The 25,448-nt window shown below is 35.1% G+C and carries 19 protein-coding genes; 7 read left to right on the forward strand and 12 right to left on the reverse strand.

Annotated features, from left to right (window positions below):
- Window positions 1-417: 417 nt before the first annotated feature.
- From CYAN10605_RS09470 to CYAN10605_RS09485, 4 genes are all read right to left on the reverse strand, one after another.
- Window positions 418-2,139, reverse strand: coding sequence for an alpha-keto acid decarboxylase family protein (locus CYAN10605_RS09470; RefSeq protein WP_015219719.1), 1,722 nt, complete (start codon window positions 2,137-2,139; stop codon window positions 418-420).
- Window positions 2,140-2,173: 34 nt separating this feature from the next.
- Window positions 2,174-3,679 (reverse strand): MFS transporter, encoded by a 1,506-nt coding sequence (locus tag CYAN10605_RS09475; RefSeq protein WP_015219720.1) that lies wholly within the window; start codon window positions 3,677-3,679, stop codon window positions 2,174-2,176.
- 94 nt (window positions 3,680-3,773) lie between these two features.
- Window positions 3,774-4,097: a nucleotidyltransferase domain-containing protein gene (locus tag CYAN10605_RS09480; protein ID WP_015219721.1), complete on the reverse strand. Its 324-nt coding sequence runs from the start codon at window positions 4,095-4,097 to the stop codon at window positions 3,774-3,776.
- 263 nt (window positions 4,098-4,360) lie between these two features.
- The gene (locus tag CYAN10605_RS09485) at window positions 4,361-5,221 is read right to left on the reverse strand and encodes an MbnB/TglH/ChrH family RiPP precursor modification enzyme (protein WP_206536249.1); all 861 of its coding nucleotides are present in this window, start codon (window positions 5,219-5,221) and stop codon (window positions 4,361-4,363) included.
- Window positions 5,222-5,795: 574 nt separating this feature from the next.
- On the opposite strand from CYAN10605_RS09485, the gene CYAN10605_RS09490 reads away from it, so the two are divergent.
- Window positions 5,796-10,685 carry a multicopper oxidase domain-containing protein gene (locus tag CYAN10605_RS09490; protein WP_015219723.1) on the forward strand — a complete coding sequence of 1,630 codons (4,890 nt, stop codon included), beginning with the start codon at window positions 5,796-5,798 and terminating at the stop codon, window positions 10,683-10,685.
- 714 nt (window positions 10,686-11,399) lie between these two features.
- Here the strand turns inward: CYAN10605_RS09490 and aat are convergent.
- Complete coding sequence (aat, locus tag CYAN10605_RS09495; protein WP_015219724.1) at window positions 11,400-11,972, reverse strand: leucyl/phenylalanyl-tRNA--protein transferase; 573 nt, start codon at window positions 11,970-11,972, stop codon at window positions 11,400-11,402.
- A 60-nt stretch (window positions 11,973-12,032) separates the two neighbouring features.
- Between aat and CYAN10605_RS09500 the strand changes: the two genes are divergently transcribed.
- A complete protein-coding gene (locus tag CYAN10605_RS09500) occupies window positions 12,033-12,374 on the forward strand; it encodes a DUF8822 family protein (protein WP_015219725.1) in 342 nt (113 codons plus the stop codon).
- A 233-nt stretch (window positions 12,375-12,607) separates the two neighbouring features.
- On the opposite strand, the gene CYAN10605_RS09505 is transcribed toward CYAN10605_RS09500, so the two are convergent.
- The 7 genes from CYAN10605_RS09505 to CYAN10605_RS09535 form a co-directional block, all read right to left on the reverse strand.
- Window positions 12,608-14,137, reverse strand: a complete 1,530-nt coding sequence (locus CYAN10605_RS09505; protein ID WP_015219726.1) for a serine/threonine protein kinase — start codon at window positions 14,135-14,137, stop codon at window positions 12,608-12,610.
- 167 nt (window positions 14,138-14,304) lie between these two features.
- Entirely contained in the window at window positions 14,305-14,901 is a 597-nt protein-coding gene (locus CYAN10605_RS09510; protein ID WP_015219727.1) for a TerD family protein, read from the reverse strand.
- A 247-nt stretch (window positions 14,902-15,148) separates the two neighbouring features.
- On the reverse strand, window positions 15,149-15,724 hold the full coding sequence (locus CYAN10605_RS09515; RefSeq protein ID WP_015219728.1) for a TerD family protein: 576 nt from the start codon (window positions 15,722-15,724) through the stop codon (window positions 15,149-15,151).
- A gap of 98 nt (window positions 15,725-15,822) precedes the next feature.
- The gene (locus CYAN10605_RS09520) at window positions 15,823-17,658 is read right to left on the reverse strand and encodes a two-component system response regulator (RefSeq protein ID WP_015219729.1); all 1,836 of its coding nucleotides are present in this window, start codon (window positions 17,656-17,658) and stop codon (window positions 15,823-15,825) included.
- Window positions 17,659-17,664: 6 nt separating this feature from the next.
- Window positions 17,665-19,683 (reverse strand): hybrid sensor histidine kinase/response regulator, encoded by a 2,019-nt coding sequence (locus CYAN10605_RS09525; protein WP_015219730.1) that lies wholly within the window; start codon window positions 19,681-19,683, stop codon window positions 17,665-17,667.
- Window positions 19,684-19,860: 177 nt separating this feature from the next.
- Window positions 19,861-20,283: a DUF6691 family protein gene (locus CYAN10605_RS09530; protein ID WP_041922470.1), complete on the reverse strand. Its 423-nt coding sequence runs from the start codon at window positions 20,281-20,283 to the stop codon at window positions 19,861-19,863.
- A 100-nt stretch (window positions 20,284-20,383) separates the two neighbouring features.
- On the reverse strand, window positions 20,384-20,806 hold the full coding sequence (locus tag CYAN10605_RS09535) for a YeeE/YedE family protein (RefSeq protein ID WP_015219732.1): 423 nt from the start codon (window positions 20,804-20,806) through the stop codon (window positions 20,384-20,386).
- 363 nt (window positions 20,807-21,169) lie between these two features.
- Between CYAN10605_RS09535 and CYAN10605_RS09540 the strand changes: the two genes are divergently transcribed.
- The 5 genes from CYAN10605_RS09540 (at window position 21,170) to CYAN10605_RS09560 (ending at window position 25,354) form a co-directional block, all read left to right on the forward strand.
- Window positions 21,170-22,015, forward strand: coding sequence for an alpha/beta fold hydrolase (locus CYAN10605_RS09540; protein ID WP_015219733.1), 846 nt, complete (start codon window positions 21,170-21,172; stop codon window positions 22,013-22,015).
- A gap of 61 nt (window positions 22,016-22,076) precedes the next feature.
- Complete coding sequence (locus tag CYAN10605_RS09545) at window positions 22,077-22,691, forward strand: hypothetical protein (protein WP_015219734.1); 615 nt, start codon at window positions 22,077-22,079, stop codon at window positions 22,689-22,691.
- 320 nt (window positions 22,692-23,011) lie between these two features.
- Window positions 23,012-23,557: an adenylyl-sulfate kinase gene (gene cysC / locus CYAN10605_RS09550; RefSeq protein WP_015219735.1), complete on the forward strand. Its 546-nt coding sequence runs from the start codon at window positions 23,012-23,014 to the stop codon at window positions 23,555-23,557.
- Between the two features lie 99 nt (window positions 23,558-23,656).
- A complete protein-coding gene (locus CYAN10605_RS09555; RefSeq protein ID WP_015219736.1) occupies window positions 23,657-24,418 on the forward strand; it encodes a TIGR00297 family protein in 762 nt (253 codons plus the stop codon).
- 252 nt (window positions 24,419-24,670) lie between these two features.
- On the forward strand, window positions 24,671-25,354 hold the full coding sequence (locus CYAN10605_RS09560) for a GUN4 domain-containing protein (RefSeq protein ID WP_015219737.1): 684 nt from the start codon (window positions 24,671-24,673) through the stop codon (window positions 25,352-25,354).
- Window positions 25,355-25,448: the final 94 nt, after the last annotated feature.

Below are 25,448 nucleotides of genomic sequence, written 5' to 3' on the forward strand. Positions count from 1 at the left end.
AAGAATAAGTTTTACCATCAGTGGGGTTACATTTGTAGATGGAAGTTTTATTTTGCTCAAAATCAGTGAGATGGGTCTATTTTTGGGTTTCGATCGCACTTTTTCATAAATCATAAGAATAACAAATTCTGAGTATTTAGTCTAAGGTAGTCAAATCCGCTAAGTTATGGATAATAAAGGATTAGAGCGATTGTTAGTTTTTATAAACAAATCATTGACAAAAATCACTTTTGCTTAACTTCTTACCAATGGGTAAGAGCAGGTTTGAAGTTTCAGGTTGCAGGTGTTAGGAGAAAGCAATAAGTAATGAATAATGAGTAATGAGGGTTCGGAGTTTTTAATTATTCACTATTTACTATTCACTATTCATCTTTGCCTCTTGACTTTTTTCCTTTTCTCAATACTCCCTATGAAAATTTATCCCGAACTCAGATAAGTGTCTATGGGTAATAATTGATAGCGTTGAGCGTATATTTTTTCAGATAAAGCGGGGGGAATTTTCTCGGTTAAAACAACTTCTATATAAGCCCCATTATTGTGAAGTCTTGCTTTTTCAAGGGCGTTGTTTAATTCATCTAAAGATGTAACTTTTTGACAGTACCAGTTTTCGCAACCCATTGCATGAGGTATCTGAGCATAATTCCAAGGAGATAAAACATTGTAAATATTAGATTTATTTCCTGCTAAAAATTCTTCAATACCAAAAATGCCATTATTTAAGACAATAATTATGGGTTTAACTCCATAACGCCCCATAGTGCCAATTTCATTTGCCGTAAGTTGATGAGCACCATCGCCTGTAACTAAGATAACTCGTCGTTGGGGATTAGCCAAAGCCGCTCCAAATGTGGCAGGAGTTGCCCAACCAATAGCCGCCCAAAGGGTTTGATTATGAAAGCTACAGTTTTTTGGTAATAGTAAGGATGATAAGAAAGCAACGCTTAAACCAGATTCACAGATTAAAATATCTTCCGCTTCCAGGAAATTTTGCATTGTGGCTCGGAGGGTTTGCCAAGTAATAGCTTGAGAAGCATTTTTTTCGAGGGTAATGGGGGAAGGTTGGGGAAATTTTTTGGAGGAAATGGGTTTAATATTCTCTATAAGGTTACTAATGACATCCCCTATCCAAACAGGGCTATAAGTATGGGATTGGGAATTAATATGACAAATATTAGAGAGAATTTCTACATGATGGGGATGAATGGAAATAATCTTTTCTCGATCGAGTCTTGCTGAACCATGACCTGTAGAAACATCATCAAATAATACTCCTCCTATGTCAAGAATTAAGTCCGCAGATTCTACATATTCTCGGAGGGCAGATTCTGAAGTTGCTCCTCGATACATACCCATATATAAGGGATGAGATTCAGAAATTACGGCTTTATCAATTCTGGTGGTGGCGTAGGGAATACCAGTAACTTTAAGAAGGTGGGTGAATTGTTCTGTTAATCCGTAGCGCAGTAGGGTAAAACAGGGAAGAATAACGGGTTGTTGGGCTTGTTCTAATCTTTGTAAGATAGTTTTAACGGCACACTCTAACTCTTGAGGGTTACTTTTTGGGGGTGAAACTTGATGTAATGGTACTCCCTGTATGGGATTGCCTATCACTGGCATTTGAGCGTAATCCCCAGCTATGGCGATAATTGCTGGTTGTCGTTGGGAAAGTGCGATCGCAATTACTCTTTCCATTTCGGTAATTGCATTTTCTGGGGTTAAGATGGTGCTAACACAGGCGGTTGCGGAGGATAATTGATGAAAATGGTTAAATTCTCCATCCCCGAAAGTATGATGTAAAGGTTTGCGAGTCCGCATTAACCTAGTCGAAGGCATCCCCACCAGATGAAAAATAGGTAATCTTTCTGCTTTAGCCCCCATGACACCTGCGATCGCACCTAATTCTCCCACTCCATAGGTGGTGCTAAGGATAGACGCCCCAAAAACACGGGCATAACCGTCAGCACTGTAGGCGGCATTCAATTCATTACTACAGACAATCCATGTTAAATTAGGGTTAGATTCGATCGCATCATCGATAGGAAAGGCATAATCTCCGGGTAAGCCAAAAACATGGCGAATTCCTAAATCAGCTAGACGTTGTACTGCATATTCAGCAGTGGTAGGATTGTTTTTAATCATCAATAGCAATTAGTGAATAATGAATAGTGAATAGTTAATTCGATGAAAATGGACGCATACTGTAGGTAATGGCAATGGCGATTAAACAGGAAATAGCACACAATGCAAAACCAAAGCCAAAACTGTGGGCTAAAGATTCTTGTAAAGCCTGTAACGATTGACTATGACTTGAGGTATGAAGATTTTGATCTACCTGATTAAGTATTTCTTGAACACTGCTAGGTATCTCAACGGGGAATTGCCAATTAGACTGCTGTTTTAAATTTAATGGTAAGGCAATTGAGATAAAAATACTATAAATAGCCGCTCCTAAAGCTAAACCTAAGTTAATGGTTAAGGTATTAATCGCTGAACCTCTCATGGCTTGGGATTTGGAAAAATGAACTAAGGCTTGGTGAGAAAGTTGGGCGGTGTTACCATAAAGGATACCAAATGCCACTATGCCAAACCAGTCACCCCCATCAAATCCAGATAGGGGAATATCTCGCAAAGACCAAAAACCTAAGGCGGTTAAAGTTAGAGTTGCCATCATTAAATATTTGACTCCGAAAGATTTTTCTAAATAGCCACTGGCAAGAGAAACAACCCCTGACAAGATACTTAAAGGCAAAATATGAATAGATGTGTCTAAAGCAGATAAACTTCTCCCTTCTTGAAAATAAACCGTTAAACAAGTCATAACAAATACAAACAATGCTCGAATAAATAGTTGTAAAACAGAAGGAACATACCAACTATTACGAGTAATAATATTTAAAGGGATAACCGCCGATGGTTTATTCGCACTTTGTCGCCACATTACCACCGTTAGCAAGAAAAGGCAGATAATCAAAATGTTAAGACTAGGGGATAAATTCGGACTTTCCATCAGGAAAAAGAGAAAGAAAAAGATAGCAAAGCCGATGGTAGTTATGCCTATGTAGTCAGGTTTGAAGGAGATTTGTTTCGCAGGAAGCAAAGGTAATAAAGGCAGTCCCAAAAGTCCGATCGCAGCAGGTACTACAGGGGCAAAAAAGACCCAATGCCAACTAGCAATATGTTCTAAAAATCCTCCTAAAAATGGTCCAATCACTGTACCAATGGTGACACTCGCAGACCAATAACCAAAGGCGATCGCCTGTTCTTTTGGAGGAAAAATACGCCGTAAACAAGCCAAGGCAACAGGGGCAAGAATTGCCGCCCCACAGGCACATATCACCCTACCCAAAATTAATATCCAACCTTTAAAAGCAAAAAAACAAATACCACTACCGAGAATAAATAACCATAAACCCCAGCTAAATACCTTTCTTAAGCCGATGCGATCGCCCAATTCCCCCGCAGGTAAGGAAAGAGCCGCCGCCACCAAGGAAAAAGAAGCTAATACCCACTCTCCTAAATTGGGAAAATCACGGAAAGTATCACCAATGGCAGGTAAGGCAATAAAGACAATATTTCCATCTAGTAACATCGCCAGAGTTGGTAAACAAACTATCGGCAAAACCCACCAACGTAGAGGATAACCTTGCCCTGTATCTTCCCATGTCTCTATTTTTGTCATTATGTATGTAGTCTCTAAAGTTTGTTTTGAGTTAAAATTTCTGAAGCAACTAAACTCTCTTTAGCCTTTTTAATTAATTTATTAACCTCTAATTTCACAGTATAATTCCCTCTTTTTTTACATTGTGCAAAAATGGATTATTATTATGATTAAATTTATCAGAAGAGATAAAATGACGAGATAAAACTACATCATAATCTAAACTTATTTGATAGATAATATCTCCAGTTCTATCTATTTCTTTATAAGGATCAATGTTGCCTTTAAGAACTACTAAAATATCAATATCTGAATGTATTTGAGCATCTTTTCTCCCTTGAGATCCATATAAAATAATTTTGTCTAATTTAGTATTATATAAGTTAATAAAAGACTGTTTTAACTTACTAATTATTTCTTCTAATTGAGGATGTATCATATTATTTTCAAAAATTAGAAATTCCAATCTTCTCGAAAAAGTAAACTAATCTGAGTTCAAGATAAATTTTTCTGGTTATGGTAGGGCAAAGAAAAAATGAAGAATTAAAAATTAAGAATTAAAAACTCTGAACTTATGACTGGCTTTCTCCTCTCCCCACATCCCCTTTTCTCCTCCTCTTAACTAATTTACTAGCCGTATTGTCATATCTGAAACCTGTCCTCATCGGCGATTATTGGCACGAATTGAGCTTGAATAGAATTCTAGGCTTTCGTTAAAATAGCTTTAGCTTTATGGACTTCTTCCACGGTTCGGCTAATGGGAGGAATATTATTTTCCCATTCAATTAAAGTCGGTTTAGCTCCGAATACCTCCATTGCTTTTTGATATAGTTGCCATACTTCATCTCTAACGGCTTCTCCATGATAGTCAATATAATTATTATCTCCCCAAGCTGTACAACCTGCTAAATGATAACTTTGGACATATTCAGGCTTAATTGCCATCATTCTCTCTAAGGCATCTTCTTCAAAGTTTTGAGCGTTAGCCCAGAGATTGTTAAGATCCAATAACATTTTTGCTCCAGTACGTTTAAACACTTCATTCATAAAGGCTATTTCGTCCATTTCAGAAATGCTGAAACGCATATAACTACTAATATTTTCTAATAAAATCTCACTACCGAGATATTCTTGCACCTGTTCAACTCTTTCGCAAAAATAGTCTAAAACTTCTTGGGTAAAAGGAAAGGGTATTAAATCATGGAAATGGTGATGAGAAACGGAACTCCATGAAAAATGTTCTGAAAAAAAACTTCCTTCATTTTCTGCTAGTAAGCGTTTAACCAATTTTAGATAATTTTCTGGCAAAGGTGCGATCGAACCTATAGATAAACCAAAACCATGAAAGGTAAGAGGATAATTTTCCTTTAATTTTTCAAAAGCATAAACATAATTACCCCCTAAGTCCTGTAGAAAATGCTCTGGATGCACTTGAACAAAATCCACAGAAGGCATTGTCATTGCAAATTCTTCCGCATTCTCATGACATAAATTTAGACCCGCCGAACGGGCATTTAAACCGAAACCCACTAACTCTATCTCCTTGCTATTAGTTCCATTCAACCATACAAAATAGCATTAATTACCAGTAACCGACGCAACAAATATTAATGACTGTAACAAAAATATACAATTACCATAAAAAATATAAGGTAAATTAGTATTAATTATTATTAATAGAAACCTTTAAATAAATTTAAAAAAAAGTTATCAATTTGTTTTTGTTCCACACTAAAAAAAAAACCAAAAATTATCTAAAAATTAATAATCAAGTTAACTTATAGTAATTCTTAATCATTTATAAATAATCAATTATCAGAAAAAAACATTGAAGATACTATCCCTTTTACCTTTTGCTTCAGGCTTTTTACTTTTATCAAATAGTAGTTAATAAAACTCAGCTAGTATTGCTATATAACCTTTTATCGCTGTATTTTGGTGTTTTCTTTTTGTGACTATTAACTTCTCTTTTTATTTCTAATATATTAGGATTTTATAGCAATATTGAGAATAAAGATCTAAAATTGACAGTTTGTAAAGAAAAAATAAAATTTTTGAGACAAGAGGTCTTTTTTTCGCCAAAAATCATTAAAATTTTAACTATTTTAAATTTACCGATTTTAATGGATAGTTGATCATGTCAGATTCTTTTTTCTATCGCCTCGGTGCTATATTCCCTACAACTCCCGAAGGTAATCCCAACATTGTTTTAAGTTCTAGTCTCAGTTATGATCCTCAAACGGGCATTATTGAAAATAATAATCAACCTCGTCAAGATTTAGAAATTGATCTCGATATTAGCAGTAACCCCGTACAAATTACGAATGTGGATCAATTTGTTAATGATTTTTTATTGGGAGCAAATGGTTTAACTGCTGTTAATAGTCCTAATTCTCTGTTTACTCAATACAAAAATGCGATCGTCAATGGTTGGACAGGCAAATCTCGTAATAATTCTATCTATAACTTAAGACTTATTGGCTATACAGGACCGGGATTTGATCAAGGGGCGAATACGGACGAATTTTGGTCAGCCCAAGGACAAACCACCGATGAACTTTATACAGCAATCCAAGACAACGATAACTATGATCCTGTGGGTAAATGGAGTACGTATAATAACGATGAAATCGTCCGCTCTATTTTCGATGCTCAAAATCTTTTAGATAATTTAGATGTTGCCCAAGGAGAAACCCCCCCTCTTTGGTTGCCAAACTTTTTATATACCTACGGTCTTCCCAATGGAGATACAGTTACCACTAGCTATCCCGGACCTACATTAATTATGCAACCCGGGGAAGATTTACGCATTAATTTTGATAATGAAATCACAATTCCCGGATTAACCACCGAACAAATTCAAGCGGCTACTCTAGTGCGTAATAGTTCCTATGGCAATGGTGGTAGTGCTGGTTTGGGAGGGACAACTTCCACTAATTTCCATTTTCACGGCGCCCATACTGCCCCCGGAGGTTTTGGAGATAATGTAGTTAGTCGTTATACCACTGGACAAAGTTGGACAACAAATATTGATATACCTGATGATCATGGTATTGGTTCTTATTGGTATCATCCCCATTATCACCCTTCTGTTAACGCTCAGGTTTATGGGGGGCAATCGGGATTTATTCAAATTGGAGATCCCCTCAGTCGCATTCCTAGCCTAGAAGATATACCCCGTAATTTAGCGGTTCTCAAAAATATTGATCTTGATTTTGGTGCAGACGAAACCGAAGGAGAAGAAAACCCCAGTTTAAGGCTAACTTCCTATGACAGCTTAGGGGGTTTGGTTAACCGTTTAACTATGGTGACAGTAAACGGAGAGTTTCAGCCTAATCGAGAAACCGTGGGCGGTTGGCAAAGTATTTCTTTAAGCAATCAAAGTAATCAGGCTTACTATAATGTTAGTTTGCAACAAAGAGTTACAGACAATGATGGTAATACAACCTTAGAACCCATACCCTTATTCATTTATGGAGAAGATGGTCATCAATACCCTGAAATTCGCCGAGCGGAAGGGGTTTTAGGTTCATATACTCCTCAAGGGGCTTCTGCACCGACTGATTACACAAAAGGAGAAGATATTATTTCCCTAGCACCCGGGAAAAGAGTCGATGTTTTATTTTATCTTGAAAGTGGCACTACAGAATTAACTTCGGTTTACTCTTTTGAAAAAGATGGGTTAACCTACAATGTTACGAATATGGGTGGTTATCCTGAATTAAGTTCAGAAAATTCTCAGGCGGCAGGTCCTTTGGCTATTTTGACTGTTCCTGAAGGTACTGAAAATTTAAGCCCTGCTCAACAGGAAGATTTTATTAATCAGATTAATACTACTATTCCTGTACAAGATATTTTACCGACAACTACTCCAGAGGAGTATGATCCCAATAAAGTACCTAGTGTAAATTTATTTGATGAACAGTGGCAACCTGCGAGGGGAAGAGAGTTTAACTGGACAAAAGATGTATTAGTAGGACGAGATCCTACAGAAAGAGATGCGGCAACCCAAGAGGCTTTAAAAGCCTATGAAGAGTCAACAGGACAGGAATATCAAACTTTTACGGCTTTGCCAAGGGATGAGGAGGGTACATGGTTAGGTTATGAAAATCCTTTTCTGATTAATGATCATGTTTTTCCTTTTGGTCCTTTGGTTACAGCTCAGTTAGGCACGATCGAAGAATGGACCCTTAAAAATTGGAGTATCAACGCACCCACTAAGTATATTGGACATCCTTTCCACATCCATATCAATGATTATCAAGTGTTGGATAGTGATACTGAGTTACCAGAAAAACGTAATCTTGAAGATGTGACAATGCTCAATAGTTCTGGCTATCACTACTATGATGCTAGTTCTGGAGAGGTTTTACAAAAAGATCCTTTACAGGGTACTTTTACCACTTTACCAGAGGCGATCGACCCTAACAATACTCTGCCTTTAGCAACTTGGGGAGCAAATAATCAAACTATTCGGATGCTATTCCAAGACTTTTTAGGAACTTATGTTTTCCACTGTCATATTCTGCCCCATGAAGATGCGGGGATGATGATGGCAATTCAAGTGATTGAAAATACCGATGATAGTTGGTTAATTCCTGCAGAACATTTTAACTTCGATCGCACTGATGATAATAATATTAATGTCACAGTTTATCGAGCTTCTGATTTTAAGTCTTATACTGTGAGCCTTGACGGAAATGTTGATGTAACTCCTAGAAGAGGACAAACAGGAGATGTTAGTAGTGATTTTGTCCAAGAAGTCGTAATTACCACCGAAGGAGATGGTTTAGTCCGAGTCTATGATGGTGCTAGTTTATTGACAAACCAAACTAACTTACTCAGCAGTTTTAAACCCTATGAAAATAGTAATTTAGCACCTTGGGCAGTAATTTCTGATTTGAGCGGAGATAACCGCAATGATATAACTACCGCAGGTTTTACTCAAGTAAATAACGACGGTTCTGTTAATTTAACCGACTTCACCGTAACAGGTTGGAATACTGACTCCCAAGGAGAAGACTGGACGGAAATTTTTGAATTTGATCCTTGGGAATTCATTGACATTGAAGGGGATAATCTTGATCCTGTTGCGGGTTTACGTCCTGAACAGGTTACTATGAGTACAGGCGATTACAATTTAGATAATTTTGCGGATTTAGCTATTGCCTATCGTACTACCAATGGAGTTCATTTAAGTATTTTAGATGGAGCTGCGATCGCACTTTTATTACAAACAGGACAATTTGAAGGAGGCTACCAACCAGATCAAGCCTTATTAGCCGATGCTTTAATCGAAAACGAAACCCTCGCCCAAGCCTCAGAAATTACCCTTACCAGTGGCTTCAACCAATATGCACAAATAGCCCTAGAAAATCTGATTTTAACTGCCAATTCTCCCACAGAAACGGGGGTTTATACCTTCCAATTGGGTGCAGGACACTTTATCGCCACTTCCGACGGTAGCACCATTGGTCATGGGGGTCATGGAAGTCATGGGGGTCATAGTGAACACAATAACCATAATATGGACATGGGAACAGAAGATATTGTTACCAATCTTAATCCCAGTATCTTTAACCTAGTTGACTTAAGCACTCTCAATGTACCTGAAGCAGAAGGTTTAGGTCATAGCGTTACCCCGATTTTTGGTGGAGCATTAGGTAATGGTGGTTTATTAGTACAAAGTTTCGATCTTACCTCTGGATTAGCTCCAGAAAATCAAGATCCAAAAATTCTTTTTGCCACAGGCAATGAAGTAAATGGTACACCTTCTAGCGGTTCAAATTTACTAGATAATACTCAGCAACTTAACCTAAATATTGAAACTATTGGTCAAGTAGGAGTATTTGATTTAGAAGGTATTGGGGATAATAATATTCCTGATAACACCATGGATCGATATAACCTTACCCGTTTATTATATCAAGCCTATTTCGGGAGACTCAGTGATCCCACAGGCAGTGCCAATTGGTCTGCGAAAATGCCCGATTTTGACAAGGTTGATGATTTTGTCGATAGCTTTATAAGCTCTCCTGAAAGTCAAGCAGAAATTGTTAACCACTTTGGGGCATCCCTTGAAGACTCATCCGTTGAAACCATAGTTAATGTCACCAGTGAAACCCTTTACTCTCGCAATCCTTCTTCTCAGGAAATCCAACGATGGAATCAAGCGGTAGATGATGGTTTAAGCAAATCTCAATTACCCTTGGCGATTTTGCAATCAACGGTAACTGACTATACCAGTTTCCAACCAGAAAATAATACCATCCCCATTACTGACCCAAATCCTAATATTGACCTCGTTGACACCCAGAATAATTCCAGTGAAATTGAATATACCATTTCTGGTTCAATTTTCCGTGAAGCCGCCTTTAACAATACCGTTGGATTTTACCGTGTCCTAGATGAAAATGGTACAGTCATAGACTCTGATGGTAATACCTATAGCCCAAATAACCCCGAATATCAAACCATAGCTCTCAGCGAGTTTAATCGTCTGACGGATACCAATGCAAATCTTAGCCTAGCAGATTTAGAAACAGTGCCTTTTAGCTTTAACCTCAGTGGGGATGAATTGTTTGCACCCTTTATGGCGGTTAATGGTTCAGCAGAAGAGTTTGAAAATGTTTTCTTTGCCTATAAAAACGCCAATGTGGATAATTTTGACCACGTTACCAACCTTGGTTATAACACTTGGGGCTTTGAAGACATACTCGGTGGAGGAGATTTAGATTATGATGATGCAATTATTCGTTTTAATGTGGACGATCGCACTCGGGTTAGTTTTCTTGCTTCTTCCGCAGAGTGGAGTGACGCACAATGGGCTAACAATGCTAATCTTTTTGGTTCTTTTGGACAGGGTTTAAGTTCATCGAGCGATCGCTTTCAAGCCTTTAATCAACAAGTAGCGGGAGTTGGCTATATTGGTAATATGAATGAAGCTCAAACATTTCTGGATCAATTCATTGAGAACAGTTTAGGACTACTCAATGGCTCAGAAGTCTCTAATTCGGGCTTTTTCTAAACTAATCATTTTAGATTGCTGAGAAGCCCCACACCTAAAAAAAATAAACTAACCTGAGTTCAGGGTAAATTTTCATGGGGAGTGATTAAGAAAAGGGCAAACTCCCCTTTATCCCCCCTCGAGAGGCAGGGTTTTTTCATTCTCAAAAATGTCAATTTTTGAAACTATTTGAAACTAACAAATAACCTCAGTTCGGTTTAAGAATATCTGATAAGGTTAGGTGTCAGGTGTCAGGAACAGCAGGAACAGCAGGTGGTAGGGGTTTTTAGCAAGGGGCTTAAGCCCCTTGTTTAAGTCAGTTCGGATTAAGGCAATTTTATCGTTATTTCTAAGTTATTTCTAAGAAGCTATAAGGTTTTTTGACTACGAGTTGGTCTGCTTTCAGCTTATCCAAAACTCAGGTTAACAAATAGTAACAGATACAGGAGTTTTTAAGTATTAATTAATCAATTATTAAGAAAAAACGCTCCCCTCTACTGTGGGAGAGGGGTTGGGGGTGAGGGCAAGATAATTTTGCCCTGACTTTGAAAAAACTCCCCTCGAGAGGCGGGGGGCAAGAGACAAAAATAAATAGTATTGGGCTGAATAATAACTCCGAAACCTGAAACCTACCCTCATCCAATATTCTTAAACCGAACTGAGGTTAATTACTAATTTTTAATTGCCCTTTTCGCCATCACTCACCGATGAAAATTTATCCCGAACTCAGGTTAACTAGATAAAATCACAATTAGCTTCAAGGGCTTTTGCCAATAAACCCATATACTTACGATTATCGATGATATAAGAACCAAATCTTTCTAAGTGGGGGTTTTGCATCTGAGCATCAAACAGAATAAAATTTCTTTGTCGTAGATGTTCCACTAATTTTACCATTGCCACCTTTGAAGCATCTGGTACATGGTAAAACATTGATTCTCCAATAAATGCCCCTCTAATTACAATACCTAGAATTCCTCCTGCTAGTTTTCCATCCTGCCAAGTTTCAAAACTGTAAGCCCATCCTGCTTTATTCAATTCTAAGTAAATTTGAATTAATTCTGATGAAATCCATGTGGTTTCTCTTTGCGCACAACCACAACATACTCCTAAAAAATCTTGATTAATGGCTACGGAAAAGCGATTTTGATTGATTACCCTCCGTAAGGATTTAGGATAGTGAAATTGATGATCAAGAGGGATTAAGGCTCTTTGATTGCTAGAATACCATCCTAATTGTTGTTTATCATCCGCCATTAAAAAATTACCGTGGGCATATCCCTGAATGATGGAGGGAACATCGATCATGTGCACAACCAAATGTATATAATTTCTATTAAAGAAGGAAACATATACTAATATTTAATCATGTCTCAACCAATTCCACCTATTGTTTTACCTCCCGTGGAAAATCCTGAAAAAGAGCGTAGTTGGTTAAAAAAATCTTTACATCAATGGCTAGATAATGAATTCATCCCTGAGCTAGTTAACGAAACCATTGCTAACCGTGCCGCTCAAATTTTTATTCGTCATCGTTTAGAGGGAGAAAATGACCTTGGTTCGTTAGTTATTGCTATTGTTACAGAAATGCAATCTTTTGATTTTCAGAAAAGTTTTTACAGTGAGTTTGCGATCGCAAATGCAGTAAGTGATATTATCTTACAAAGTTTAGGTATAGATACTTGTTGTGGCAATAATCAAAATAATTAACCTAAATTATGGCTTTATTACTTTGAGTATGGGAATTTTGGTTAGGGTAGGCAAGAGGCAAGAGGCAAAGGGCAATTAGTGAATAGTGAATAGTGAATAGTGAATAGTTGATAGTTGATAATTACTCGTTACTCGTTACTCATTACTCATTACTCATTACTCCCCTAAACCTGACACCTGCAACCTGCAACCTGATACCTACCCTTATCCGATATTCTGGAACAGAATTGAGGTTATTTACTACGACTAATTGCCGCAATAATTGTATCTTTAACAGATTCAAACTGTTTTTTCAAAGCTATTTTGCTTACTTGTGCTTGAGACCGAGAAGAAGGAGAAAGAGTCATTTTACTCAAAAATTGTTCTATTTTTTTTGCTTTATCTTCATTAATTTTTACCGTTAATAACTGTTTATATTTATGAGGTTTTTCTAATTCAAATAAAAGAATATAATAGAGATTTTTACTAATTAAATTATTAACTATTTGAGAGCCAATTTCTGTTTTTAAATCTAAATAGCAAGGTAGCCATTTAGGTTCATAATTACGGCGATACAATAAATTAGCCCATAAAATCATCGGATGAGGATTTAGTTGAAATAGAAAATGATTAAAACAAAAAGTTGACTTAGGAATGAAACGATTAACTTCATCTGACTCTAACATAGTCCATAAACTGGAAAAACTCCCTTCTTGAGCTTCTGTTAAACAGGGAAAAACTATTTTTTTCTGGGGTTTATCTTTAGGCCAATTACTTTGAGCATAAACTGTTAGTAATGGTAAATTTTCACTAGATACTGTTTTTCTTTTGGCAAATGAGTCGGGATTACTATTAATTTCAGGATTATTTTTTCTGTTATATTCTCTCTCTAATGGAGTAATAATCTTTAAAATTTCACCTATATTTTGAGGGCGATCGCATCTCGACTTAGATAGACATTTCATAATTAAATCATGTAACTCAGGAGGTAAAGGAAGATAACTAGGTAAAGGCTTTGGAATATTCTCATGATGTGCCTTAAACCATGCCTGAAAAGTTTTGCCATCTGCGGTAATCGGAGTTTTTTGAGTTAACATTTGATACATTAACACCCCCAAACTATAAATATCTGAAGTAGGCTGTAACTCTTCTTCTGCCATTTGTTCAGGAGAGCAGTATTCTGGAGTACCCATGAAGCGTTGTTGAGTTGAAGCCTGTTCTGGCTCTTGAATTTGAGCGATGCCAAAATCGAGAATTTTAGCGATAACATCTCCTTCTCCAGTCTTAGCTAAGAAAATATTACTAGGCTTAATATCACGATGAATGATAGTGGCTAATTGTCCATTGACTAAAATACCATTATGGGCGCATTCCAACCCTAAACAAATTTGTTTAATTAAATATAAAAATCTACCTACAGAAATAGTTTTTTTCTTGATGAGGCTGTCTAAATCATCCCCTTCAAGGTACTCCATTACATAAAAAGGAACTTGATTTTCACTAATTCCATAATCTTTAACCCTAACAATATGCTGACTTTGTTCCCCTAATAAAGCACTTATTTTTGCTTCATTCTCAAAACGAGAACGCATTTTATCATCTAATAAGGCTTGAGACAAAAACTTAATAGCAACAATGTTGTCACCTGATTGAGTATCAATGGCTCTATAAACCTGCCCCATTGCCCCCCTGCCTATTTGACTAACTAACTGATAGCGATTTGCTAATAAATTACCAGAGTCTTTGCCGAAAGATTTAACCAAATCAGATAGAGGTTTAAACATAGATTTTAAGAATTAGGAGTTGAAGGATAATGAGTAATGAATAAGATAGAGGTTTTAGGTTTCAGGTTTCAGGCTTTAATTACTAATTCCTAATTATTAATTGCCCTTTCCTAATTCCAAATTGAAATCAATTGACTATCCACTATTCATTATTCACTATAAAACTATTAACTATAAAGTTTCATTACATCACCCAAACTTTTTACCTGAAAACCTTCACCTTTTGCCATCATTTCCCAATCGTCACCTACACGGGCAATTTCTGCCATAATCATCCCTGTTTTTCCTTGATAACCATTTCCAGAGAGAGTATAACGAGCGATTTCCTGATTATTGCTTAAGTTAACCAAACGCACAAAAGCATTTTCTACTTGGGAAAAATCTTGACTTCTTTCTAAGGCATTATAAATATTAACCACAAAAACTAATTTGTGAATATTTTGAGGAATCAAAGGTAATTTGACTAATATTTGTTCATCATCACCATCTCCGGCGCCAGTCAGATTATCTCCCATGTGATTAATCGCATCAGAATAATGACGTAAATTGCCGAAGAAAACGATTTCACTATTTGATTTTATTTTACCATCTTGATTCAAACATAAAACCGAAGCATCTAAATCAAAATCTGTGGTAAACAAACCACTTAAAAAACCGCCTTTTTTCTTGGCGACATCCCAACCTAAACCACACATTAGTTGTTCTAATTTAGGGGCTTCTTTTTTTAGTGAAATTCTTTGTCCTTTTTGTAAATTAATTCCCATGATGATTAATAAGTAATAAATAGTGAGCAATAAGTAGTATAGAAGTATCAGGTAGCAGGTTTCAGGTGTTAGGGTGTTTAGGGGATGAGGAGATAAGGGGATGAGGGGAGAGGGAGAAATAAGTAATGAGTTAGTTAGGAGCGAATGACCATTCGCCCGTACAGGAGTTAAGGGTTTTTAATTCTTAATTCTTAATTATCAACTATTCACTATTCATTATTCATCTTTGCCCTTTGCCCTTTGCTTCTTATTGATAACGATTGAGTAAAGCCTGTAAACCTCCTTGATAACCAGCCCCAACGGCATTCATACGCCATTCACCATCTTTGCGGTAAATTTCTGCCATAATTAAAGCGGTTTCTGTGGAAAAGTCTTCTTCTAAGTCATAGCGTAAAACTTCTTCTTTGGTTTCTACATTTACTAATCTGACAAAGGCGTTTCTGACTTGACCAAAATTTTGTTTTCTCTTATCTGCATCATAAATAGTTACAGTTACAACTATACGATTGACATCTGTTGGTACTTTTCTTAAGTCAACGATAATAACTTCGTCATCTCCGTCTCCTTCTCCTGTGAGATTATCTCCCATGTGTTTAATAGATTTTTCAGGGTCTGGACTTGTGAGATTATTATAAAAGATAAAATGTTGGTCAGAAATTAGCTTTTCATTGCTATTGAGCAGAAAAACAGAGGCATCTAAGTCAAAATCCACTCCTGTATCTGTTGTATTTACATCCCAACCTAAGCCGATGAAAGCCGCATTTAATCCGGGGGCAACTTTATCTAGTGAGACTCTTTGCCCTTTTTGTAATGAAATTGCCATGATTTAAGTTTTTCTCTTGTGGTTTCTTGTTATATATCAGTCTCCATTTTTCATTTTATGCAATCATTCTTATAAAGATGCGATCGAGTTACATAAGTTTAATCTTTATTCGATATTTGAATTAATTTCTCTGCGACAGAGGCTTGAAGGGGTTTACCAAAAAAATATCCTTGACCAAATTCACATCCTAATTCTTGCAGTGTGTGTAGTTGTCTCTCCGTTTCAATTCCTTCGGCAATAATTTTCATTCCTAAAGTATGTCCTAAAGTCGTAATGGTTTTCACTATTTCTAAATATTTGTTATGGTTTTGCATTTGTCTAATAAATGAGCCATCTATCTTAATAACACTAATGGGGAAGCGATGAAGATAACTAAGAGAAGAGTAACCCGTGCCGAAATCATCTAGGCTTATGGGTATTTGTAACTTATCTAGTTGGCTTAAAATTTTACTCACCGTAATGTTGTTGGACAAAAATACATTTTCCGTAATTTCTATGTTTAGATGATGAGGCTCTAATTCATTGTCGAGTAAAACATTATGAATTGTTTGGGGTAAATAAATATCTTCAAATTGTTTGGGGGAGAAATTAACATTGATGCTTAATTCCGAGTGATGGCTATATCTTGTTTGCCACTGCTTTAATTGACGACAGGATTCCTGTAATACCCAGTCTCCTAGAGAAGAAATTAAACCACATTCTTCGGCGATGGGAATAAATTCAAGGGGGGAAATTAAACCTTTTTTGGGGTGTTGCCATCTAATTAAACATTCAAATCCTTTCAAACGCTTTGTTTGTAGCTCAACTATTGGTTGATAATATACGAGCATCTCGTTGAATGCCAGTGCTTTTTTTAAATCACTTTCTATTTCTAAACGTTGGATTGCTTGTTGATGTAATTCTTGGTTAAAAATAGCGTATCTAGCTTTCCCCATTTCTTTAGCACGATACATAGCTATATCAGCATTGCGTAATAAATCGGTGGCATTTTGACACTGATAATTGCCAATAACAATACCAATACTGGCAGAGGGGCTAAAATGATGATTAAATAAGGGAGATGATTTACTTAACTGCATTTTGATGGTTTCTGCTGTATCAATGGCATGGGTAACATCGCTAATATTATCTAGTAAAATACCAAATTCATCCCCTCCTAAACGGGCAACCGTATCACTTTCTCTTACACATTTTTGGAATAGCTGTCCGCAAAAAACTAAAAGGCGATCGCCCGCATGATGTCCTAAGCTATCATTAATTAACTTGAAGCGGTCTAAATCTATAAATAAAATAGCAAATTGGAAACTAGGAAAACGATGACAATGACGAATCAACATCTTGACTCGATCAATAAATAAAGTACGATTAGGTAAATTAGTTAAAGAATCATGTAAAGCATCATAGATTAACTTTTCTTGAATTTTTTTTCTTTCTTCATTTTCTAACCGTAATTCTTGATTTAATCTTTCTAGTTCATCAGTTCTTCTTTTTATCCTTTTCTCTAACTCTTGATTTAATTGTTTTAATTCTAGTTGTGTCTTTAATAAACCCATTTGGGTGTTAACTCTGGCTAATACCTCCGCAACTTCAAAAGGTTTAGTAATATAATCAACTCCTCCAACCGCAAAGGCTTGTATTTTCTCTTCTGTTTCATAGGCTGAACTCAAAAAAATTATCGGTATATCTTTCGTCTTATAATTCTCTTTTAAATTTTGACAAACCTGATAACCATTCATCCCCGGCATCTTTATATCTAATAAGATTAAATCTGGCAATTCATGCTTAATACTCATCAAAGCCAAATAGCCATTTTTTGCACAACGCACCTGATAACCTTGAGAAGTCAACGTTTGGGACAATAAATCAAGATTTTCTAAAACATCATCAACAATTAAAACTGTGCCTAATGAGTTTTGCTGAGGAAAAATATTCATTGATCATTATTGAGTTAGCCTGATTATTTGCTCAAAATCATACTCTTTTATCATTTTATTTAATATTCTTGCTAGTGGATCATATTCAGAAGGAATTAATTGAAGAAGTGAAGATATTTTGTCTCTATTTAATTCTTTTGCGGCTTTATTTAATTTTTTAACCCAATCTGAAGGCATCTTTTGTAAGTTGCTTTTAATTAATTTTTCTTTTTCCTCTAAAGTTTCTCTTTCCTCATTAGTTGATATTTTTGTACTTAACTCTATGCCTAAATGTTGGGCTATTTTGCTCAATAATATGTTTTCGATAATAGGTTTCATTACAAAATCATCACAACCTTGACAAGTAGCTTTTTCAACATCGTTAGCAAAGGCACTAGCAGAAACAATGATAATTTTAGGCTGAGGTAAATTTTTTTTCTCTCTAATAATTTGTGTTACTTCTAAACCATTTAAAATAGGTATCTGTACATCCATTAATATCAAATCTGGTAAATGTTTTTCCCACAAATCAAGAGCTTTTTCTCCATCCTCTGCAATATAAATATTAAAGCTCATCGGACTTAATAATTTAATTAAAAATTGACGATTTATTTCTATATCTTCTACTATTAAAATTTTATTTTTTTCTGGAGATGGTTTTAAATTTAATCTATCATCAAAAGAGTGTTTTGTAATATTTTTATTTTTCTTAATGATGGTTGCGGGAATCTGAAAATAAAAAGAAGAGCCTTGATTTAAGCTACTTTTTACTTGTAAATTTCCTCCCATTAATTTTACTAATTTCTTAGAGATAGAAAGACCTAAACCATTGCCCTGATTAGATTTAATTCCTAATTGTGTTTGTTCAAAAGGTTTAAATATAATTTTTAGTTCTTCTGGAGTAATGCCTACTCCTGTATCTTTTACTATAAATAATAAGTTAGTTTTTTCTATATTTTTATTATCTTTTATAGATTGTATTTTGAGACTAATTTGTCCTTTATGAGTAAACTTAATAGCATTATGAAGTAAGTTAATTAATACTTGTTTGAGTTTTCTTTCATCTAAGCGAACATGATTTGGTATATCGACATCACGAGTAATTATTAATTCTAAATTTTTCTCTGAGATTTTTAGATAAAACATATCTCTCAGACTGTCTAGTAATTTATCTAAGTCACAGTCAGTAATATTAAGAGATATTTTACCCACTTCGATTTTAGTTAATTCTAAAATATCGTTAATAAGGTTAAGTAAATGTTCTCCACTGCTATTAATTATTTTTAAGTTTTCTCTTTGTAAAGAAGTTAAATTTTCATCTCTATTTAGTAGTTGGCAAAACCCTAAAATTCCATTTAATGAAGTACGTAATTCATGACTCATCCTTGCTAGAAATTCACTTTTTGCCTGATTGGCTTTATCGGCTTCTTCTTTTGCTATTAATAGTTGTTGGGTTCTAGTTTCAATTCTTTTTTCTAATTCTTGGTTAAGATTTTGTAATTCTCGCTCTGCCTGATTTCTTGCAATTATACCCCCAATACTACCTGCGATCGCTCTTAAGGTAGAAATTTCAATTTCAGTCCAATGTCGTTCACGATGACAATCATCAAAACCGACAAAACCCCAAAATTCATCTTTAATAAGAATAGGTACAACTAATAAAGATAAAATACCTTGAGGTTGAAGAACAATTCTTTCTAGTTCAGGAAAATCCCTGACATTTCCTGCGACAGTGCCACCTGACGACAATATATCATACCATCGAGGTATAAAGTCATCAAAAGGCATATTTTGTAGATAAGGATTATCTATTTCTGGAGTGATTCCTTCGGCTACCCATTCCCATAGTTGACTATAAGCAGGTTTTTTCCATTGAGGATGAGGGTGTACATTAAATATATAGATGCGATCGAGTTTTGTTGCTTTTCCTAAAGTATCTAAAGCCTGATTAATACCCTGATTATAATCTTTTACCGTAAGTAAATAATTTGTAGCATCAGCTACTCCTTTTAATAAACATTCGACTCGCAGTAATTTACTTTCCATAATCGGATACTAGAGGATTAAAGGATTTAGGGTATTAGGGGGATTAGTTGTTAAGGGGATGGGGAGATGAGGGGGAGGGGTTGACAGGGAGAAACAAGTAATGAGGATGAGAGTTAGGAGTTTTTTATTATTTACTATTCACCCCAACACTATTCATTGCTTGTTGTCTTGTTTTAATTACTCATTACCCATGATTTTTTCATATCCTAATGAGCCAATAATAAAAGCAAGAATAAAAATAATCGGGTTGATACTCAATTGTACTAAGGAAGTAACAGCAGGTCCTGGACAATAACCGCCAATACCCCAACCGATACCAAAAATAACCGCACCCAAAATTAATTTTAGATCAATATCCTGACGGCTAGGCAAATAAAATTTTTGCTCAAAAAGAGGGTGTTTTAATTTGAGAATAAAACGAAAAGTAATCAAAGTTACTCCCACTGCACCCCCCAAGACAAACATTAAAGTTGCATCCCATTTACCCGCCACATCTAAAAATCCTAAGACTCTTTCTCTGTCAACCATCTGAGAAATACTTAATCCTAAACCGAATAATAATCCACTAATTAGGGCAATTACACTTTGTTTTTTCATCATTTTTTCAATTTAATTTGAGTTATATTTAGTAAGACAATAAAAATACTGATGGAAATAGAAAACAGGGTGATGAATTAAAGAAAGAAGAAACGAAACTACTCTAATTGATTAAATGTCTAGTGATATAAACAGTTATCATTCCTGATGCCAAAAAACTAATAACCGATACAAGCGATCGCATCGATAACCTACCCAAACCACAAACACCATGACCGCTAGTACAACCATTCCCCATTCTTGTCCCCCAACCAACTAATAAACCGCCCAAAATCATGGGGATAACTGCGACACCAGAGGCAGGAGTGGAAGGAAGGGGTAAAATGTACTCATAAATAAATCCCCCTGCAATCATTCCTCCCAAAAAATACCAACGCCATCGTTGAGTAGGCGAAAATTCTAAAACTCCGTTAATCATGCCACTAATTCCTGCAATACGCCCATTAAACGCAAGTAAAATACTGGCACTTACTCCAATGAGAATACCTCCCATTAACCCATAAATCCAACTAGATGCGATCGTCATAATACCAATAATTAATTAATCATATAACTTTATAACAATATTTATTATAGTCTGATTGAGGTAGATTTCAGGTTTCAGGTGTTGGAAAAAGTAATAAGTAATAAGTAATAAGTAACGAGTAATGAGTAATGAGTAATGAGTGTTCGGAATTATTCACTATTCACTATTCATTATTCATTATTCATTATTCACTATTCACCATTTACTTTTGCCCCTTACCCTTTTAACTTTGCCTTTTTGTATATGCACAATAGCGTTTGAAAGTAAGAAAAATTTGAGTAAAAGAACAAAAAATAGTTTAATTAATCCTATAACAGCAAATGCTGTAATTTGGTTAAAAATATTTAATAATAATAAAAATCTGTGGAAATACAAGAAAAGAAAATTAAAGTCGGCAATTTTGAATGGTTTTATCGGGAAATGTTACCACCTCAAGAGAATAATAAAGTCCCAGTAATTTTATTACATGGTTTATTCTCTCAAAGTTTTAGTTGGTTGGAAATGATGCCTAGTTTAGCAGAATATGGCTATCGTGCGATCGCACCTGATTGGTTAGGATGGGGATTTTCAGACATACCAGAAAAAAGAGAATTTGGTTACAAACCAGATAATTTTATTGAGGCTTTAAAAGATTTTATTGAAACGTTAGAATTAGAAAAAGTATCCTTAATTATTCAAGGTTTTCTCGGCACAATTGGCATCCAATACGCCCTTAAATATCCAGAAAAAATAGACCATTTGGTAATATTAAACGCACCTATTACTACTGAGGCAAAATTACCTTGGCAGATTGCTCAATGCGGATTTCCCCTTTTAGGAGATATGGTAACACAAGATCCTTTAATAGTCGATCGCACCTTAGAAAAAGGTTCAGGATTCGTGATTTCTGATAATAATTTAGCCTTATATCGAAAACCTATTGTCACATCATCCGCCGCAGGAAGAATGTTAGTAACCATAGTCAAAAATTTACAATTAAAACAAACAACAAAAGAAATAGAAACAGGTTTAAAAACATGGGAAAAACCTTGTTTAATTATTTGGGGAAATGAAGACCCTTGGCTAGAAATTGACTCTGTAGAAAACTTAATTAAAACGAATAATAAACTAAAATTAACACCATTGCCAGAAGCAAAACACTATCCTCAAGAACATTTTTCTGAAGAAATATCCCCTTTAATTATAAATTTTTTAGGAAGTAGAAAATAAGGTCTAAATTTTGCACTAGAATATCATTTATTATTGTTTAATTCAATATTAAGTAATATTTATGGAAATACAAGAGCGAGCATCTTTAGGATGGACAGGAGTGGTAATTACTACTATTTTTATGGTAATAGTATCTGGTCTGATACTTTATCCTCAAATTACTATTGAGAACGTCCTTACTGTTCTGCGCTTCAGTTCCTTAACAACAGCCTTACCTTTCTTATTAGTTTTTGTGGCTAAACCACTGGTGACACTGAATATTTTTAGAGATTTAGGACAATGGTTGCAAACTAACCGCCGCTATCTCTGGCTGATATTAACTATCTCTCACCTGCTCCATCTCTACCAAATTGTTCTCTATTACCAACTTGGAAACAGTTGTCCTTTTCTAGTCTGGGTATTGACCACACCGTTATGGTTGATTATGGTGCTATATTCAGTAGTGGAATTAATGAAGCCGCAAATTTTTGATCAACTCAACAAAAATAGTGCCAATAGGAAGTTAAATATTGTTTATCAACTTGGTAACTGGTATATTTGGTTAATTTTTACACTAGCCTTTGGTTTAGGTACTTTGGCTAAGAGCCTACTCTTTTATAATATTCCAGCGTTAATTTTATTTTTAGCTTGTGCGATCGCCTATTGCATGACTTGGTGGGGTGTAATTAGAAAATAAAAAATTTAAAGTTTAACTTCAGAATTTACCACTGTTGCTGAATTCAAATATTACTACTATAAAATGGATATTGATTATGGATGTACCGATCTTCGTTATAATCCCTATTATCAATAGAAGAATGTTACTGAGCAGCGATCAAATTCATTGCTCATTGCCCTTGTTCACCTCAATACCGTAAAATCTTAACCGACAATTTTGTATTGAACAGAGGTTAAATATTTATTTCTTGTAAATATTTATTTCTTGTTTGGAGTAACAGGCACTTGTACAATACTCAAAAGAATATTAACTTATAGACAAAAATACTATTGAAAAATATGGAACATAAGGGCGTAACAATTTGGTTTACTGGTTTAAGTGGTGCAGGTAAAACAACCATTAGTAAACAGGTAGAAGCAAAGTTAAGAGAACAAGGTTATAAAATAGAAGTGCTTGATGGTGACATTGTACGTACTAATTTAACCAAAGGATTAGGATTCAGTAAAGAAGATAGAGACGAAAATATCCGCCGTATAGGTTTTGTTTCTCAACTATTAACCCGTAATGGTGTAATCGTAATTGTTTCTGCCATTTCTCCCTATCGTGCTATCAGAGAAGAAGTTAGGGCTAAAATAGGCAACTTTGTTGAAGTTTTCGTAAATGCACCTCTAGCCGTCTGTGAAGATAGAGATGTTAAAGGATTATACAAAAAAGCCCGTGCAGGTGAAATCAAGATGTTTACTGGTATCAGTGACCCTTATGAACCTCCTACTAATCCTGAAATTGAGTGTCGCACAGACCTTGAAGAATTAGACGAAAGTGTTAACAAAGTTTTACAAGGTTTGGAAAAATTAGGTTATCTTTCTCAACCAGTTGGCGCTTAAGAGTCAATAAATTTGTAAACATAAACTAAACATAAATTTTGACAATAGCTGAGGAATTAGGGTGTTAGGTAAATATTATTAAGGGTTGAGAATAAAACAATGAATATCATTAACGTGATTTTGCAAAACCCATGGCTACTGGGGATTACTATTAATACAATATTACTAGCGATCGCACTTTTGCTCCCCAAAAAGTTACTAACAGTTATGGGTTATCTCAATGCTTGGATTTTGGGGGTTGTTGTTTGGGGTTGTCTTCAGTGGCAAGGGTATCTTGTCGTTATGTTCTATTTTTTAGTAGGCTCTGCAATTACAAAAGTAGGTATGGCACAGAAAATGGCGGAAGGAATTGCAGAAAAAAGAGAAGGAGTCAGAAGTGTAGAAAATGTATGGGGTAGTGCTTTGATTGCCTTTATTTGTGCGTTGGGTTATGGTTTCACTGATTCTGGAGATGATTTTTTTCTCATCGCTTATGTGGCTAGTTTTGCTACTAAGTTATCCGATACCTGCGCGAGTGAAATTGGTAAAGCATACGGTAAACGCACTTTTTTAATTACTACTTTACAACCAGTGGCTAGAGGTACAGAAGGTGCTATTAGTTTAGAAGGTACTATAACTGGTATAATTGCCAGTGGTGCGATCGCACTTTTGGGTTATCTTACAAATTTAATCAATCCGATTGGTATTGTGATATGCCTTATCTCAGCTTTCATCGCTACTAACCTAGAAAGCGTTATTGGGGCAACTTTACAGGAAAAAATAGATTGGCTAACCAATGAAATCGTTAATATTATTAATACTTTTCTTGGTGCAGTTATTGCCACTATGTTATTGCTTCTTTATCATGTTACTTTTACCTAATTATTAAAGATTCCCCTCAATTCTCCTTTTCTTTCTCAAGACCATAATGGTAAAATGGTAGGGGTGAAAAAATAATAATTGATAAATTTAGTTTATTATTGTTTCTTTGTTTAACTCATAAAATTATAATAACTATCTAACTAATTTCTAAAAATATAAAAAACTATTAGCCATTATTCAAAATAAAATCTTGAATTAGAGGTAATAGAAATTATCTTAAAAAGAATATTTTAAAATAACAAATAATCAACAATGAATGAATTAGAAACCCTTAAAGATAAATTTGCCAAAACTTCTGATAAAAATAAAATAGCTTTAATTGATGAGATTGTTGAAAAAGGAGAAGAAAATTACCAATTTTTAAGAGATTTTTTATTATCTAATCCCGAAGAAGTATCACCACTAAAAGGTAAAATATATCAAGTATTAAAACATAGTAATCATCCAGAAAATGAGACCTTTTTAAATCAACATTTTCCCCAAGGAATCGTTCAATTATCCTCAGAAAAGAATATTGATTACAGTGAATTACAAGAATTATTGATAGCAAAAAAATATCAAGAAGCAGATAGTTTAACCAGAGTAAAACTTTGTGAATTAGCAGGAGAAACAGCCATTAGAAGGAAATGGGTATATTTCACCGAAGTAGAAAAATTCCCAGAAACAGATTTGTTGACCATTGATACTCTTTGGCAAACCTACTCTGAAGGCAAATTTGGTTATCAAATCCAACGTCAATTGTGGTTATCTTTAGGCAAAGACTATACTCAACTTTGGACTAAATTAAAATGGAAAAGTGGCAACAAATGGACAAAATATCCTCAAGAATTCATCTGGGATTTGTCTGCACCTATCGGGCATTTACCCCTATCAAATCAACTTAGGGGTGTAAGAGTAATGGATGCGTTACTTTCTCATCCTGCATGGCAAAAATAAACTCTTAATTTTTATTTAACCTGACACCTGAAACCTTTTTTAAGCAATAAAACAAAATCTGATTAAAATGGGGTAAAAATTTTGCTTAGTTATT

This window comes from Cyanobacterium aponinum PCC 10605 (genome assembly GCF_000317675.1).
GTDB lineage: Bacteria > Cyanobacteriota > Cyanobacteriia > Cyanobacteriales > Cyanobacteriaceae > PCC-10605.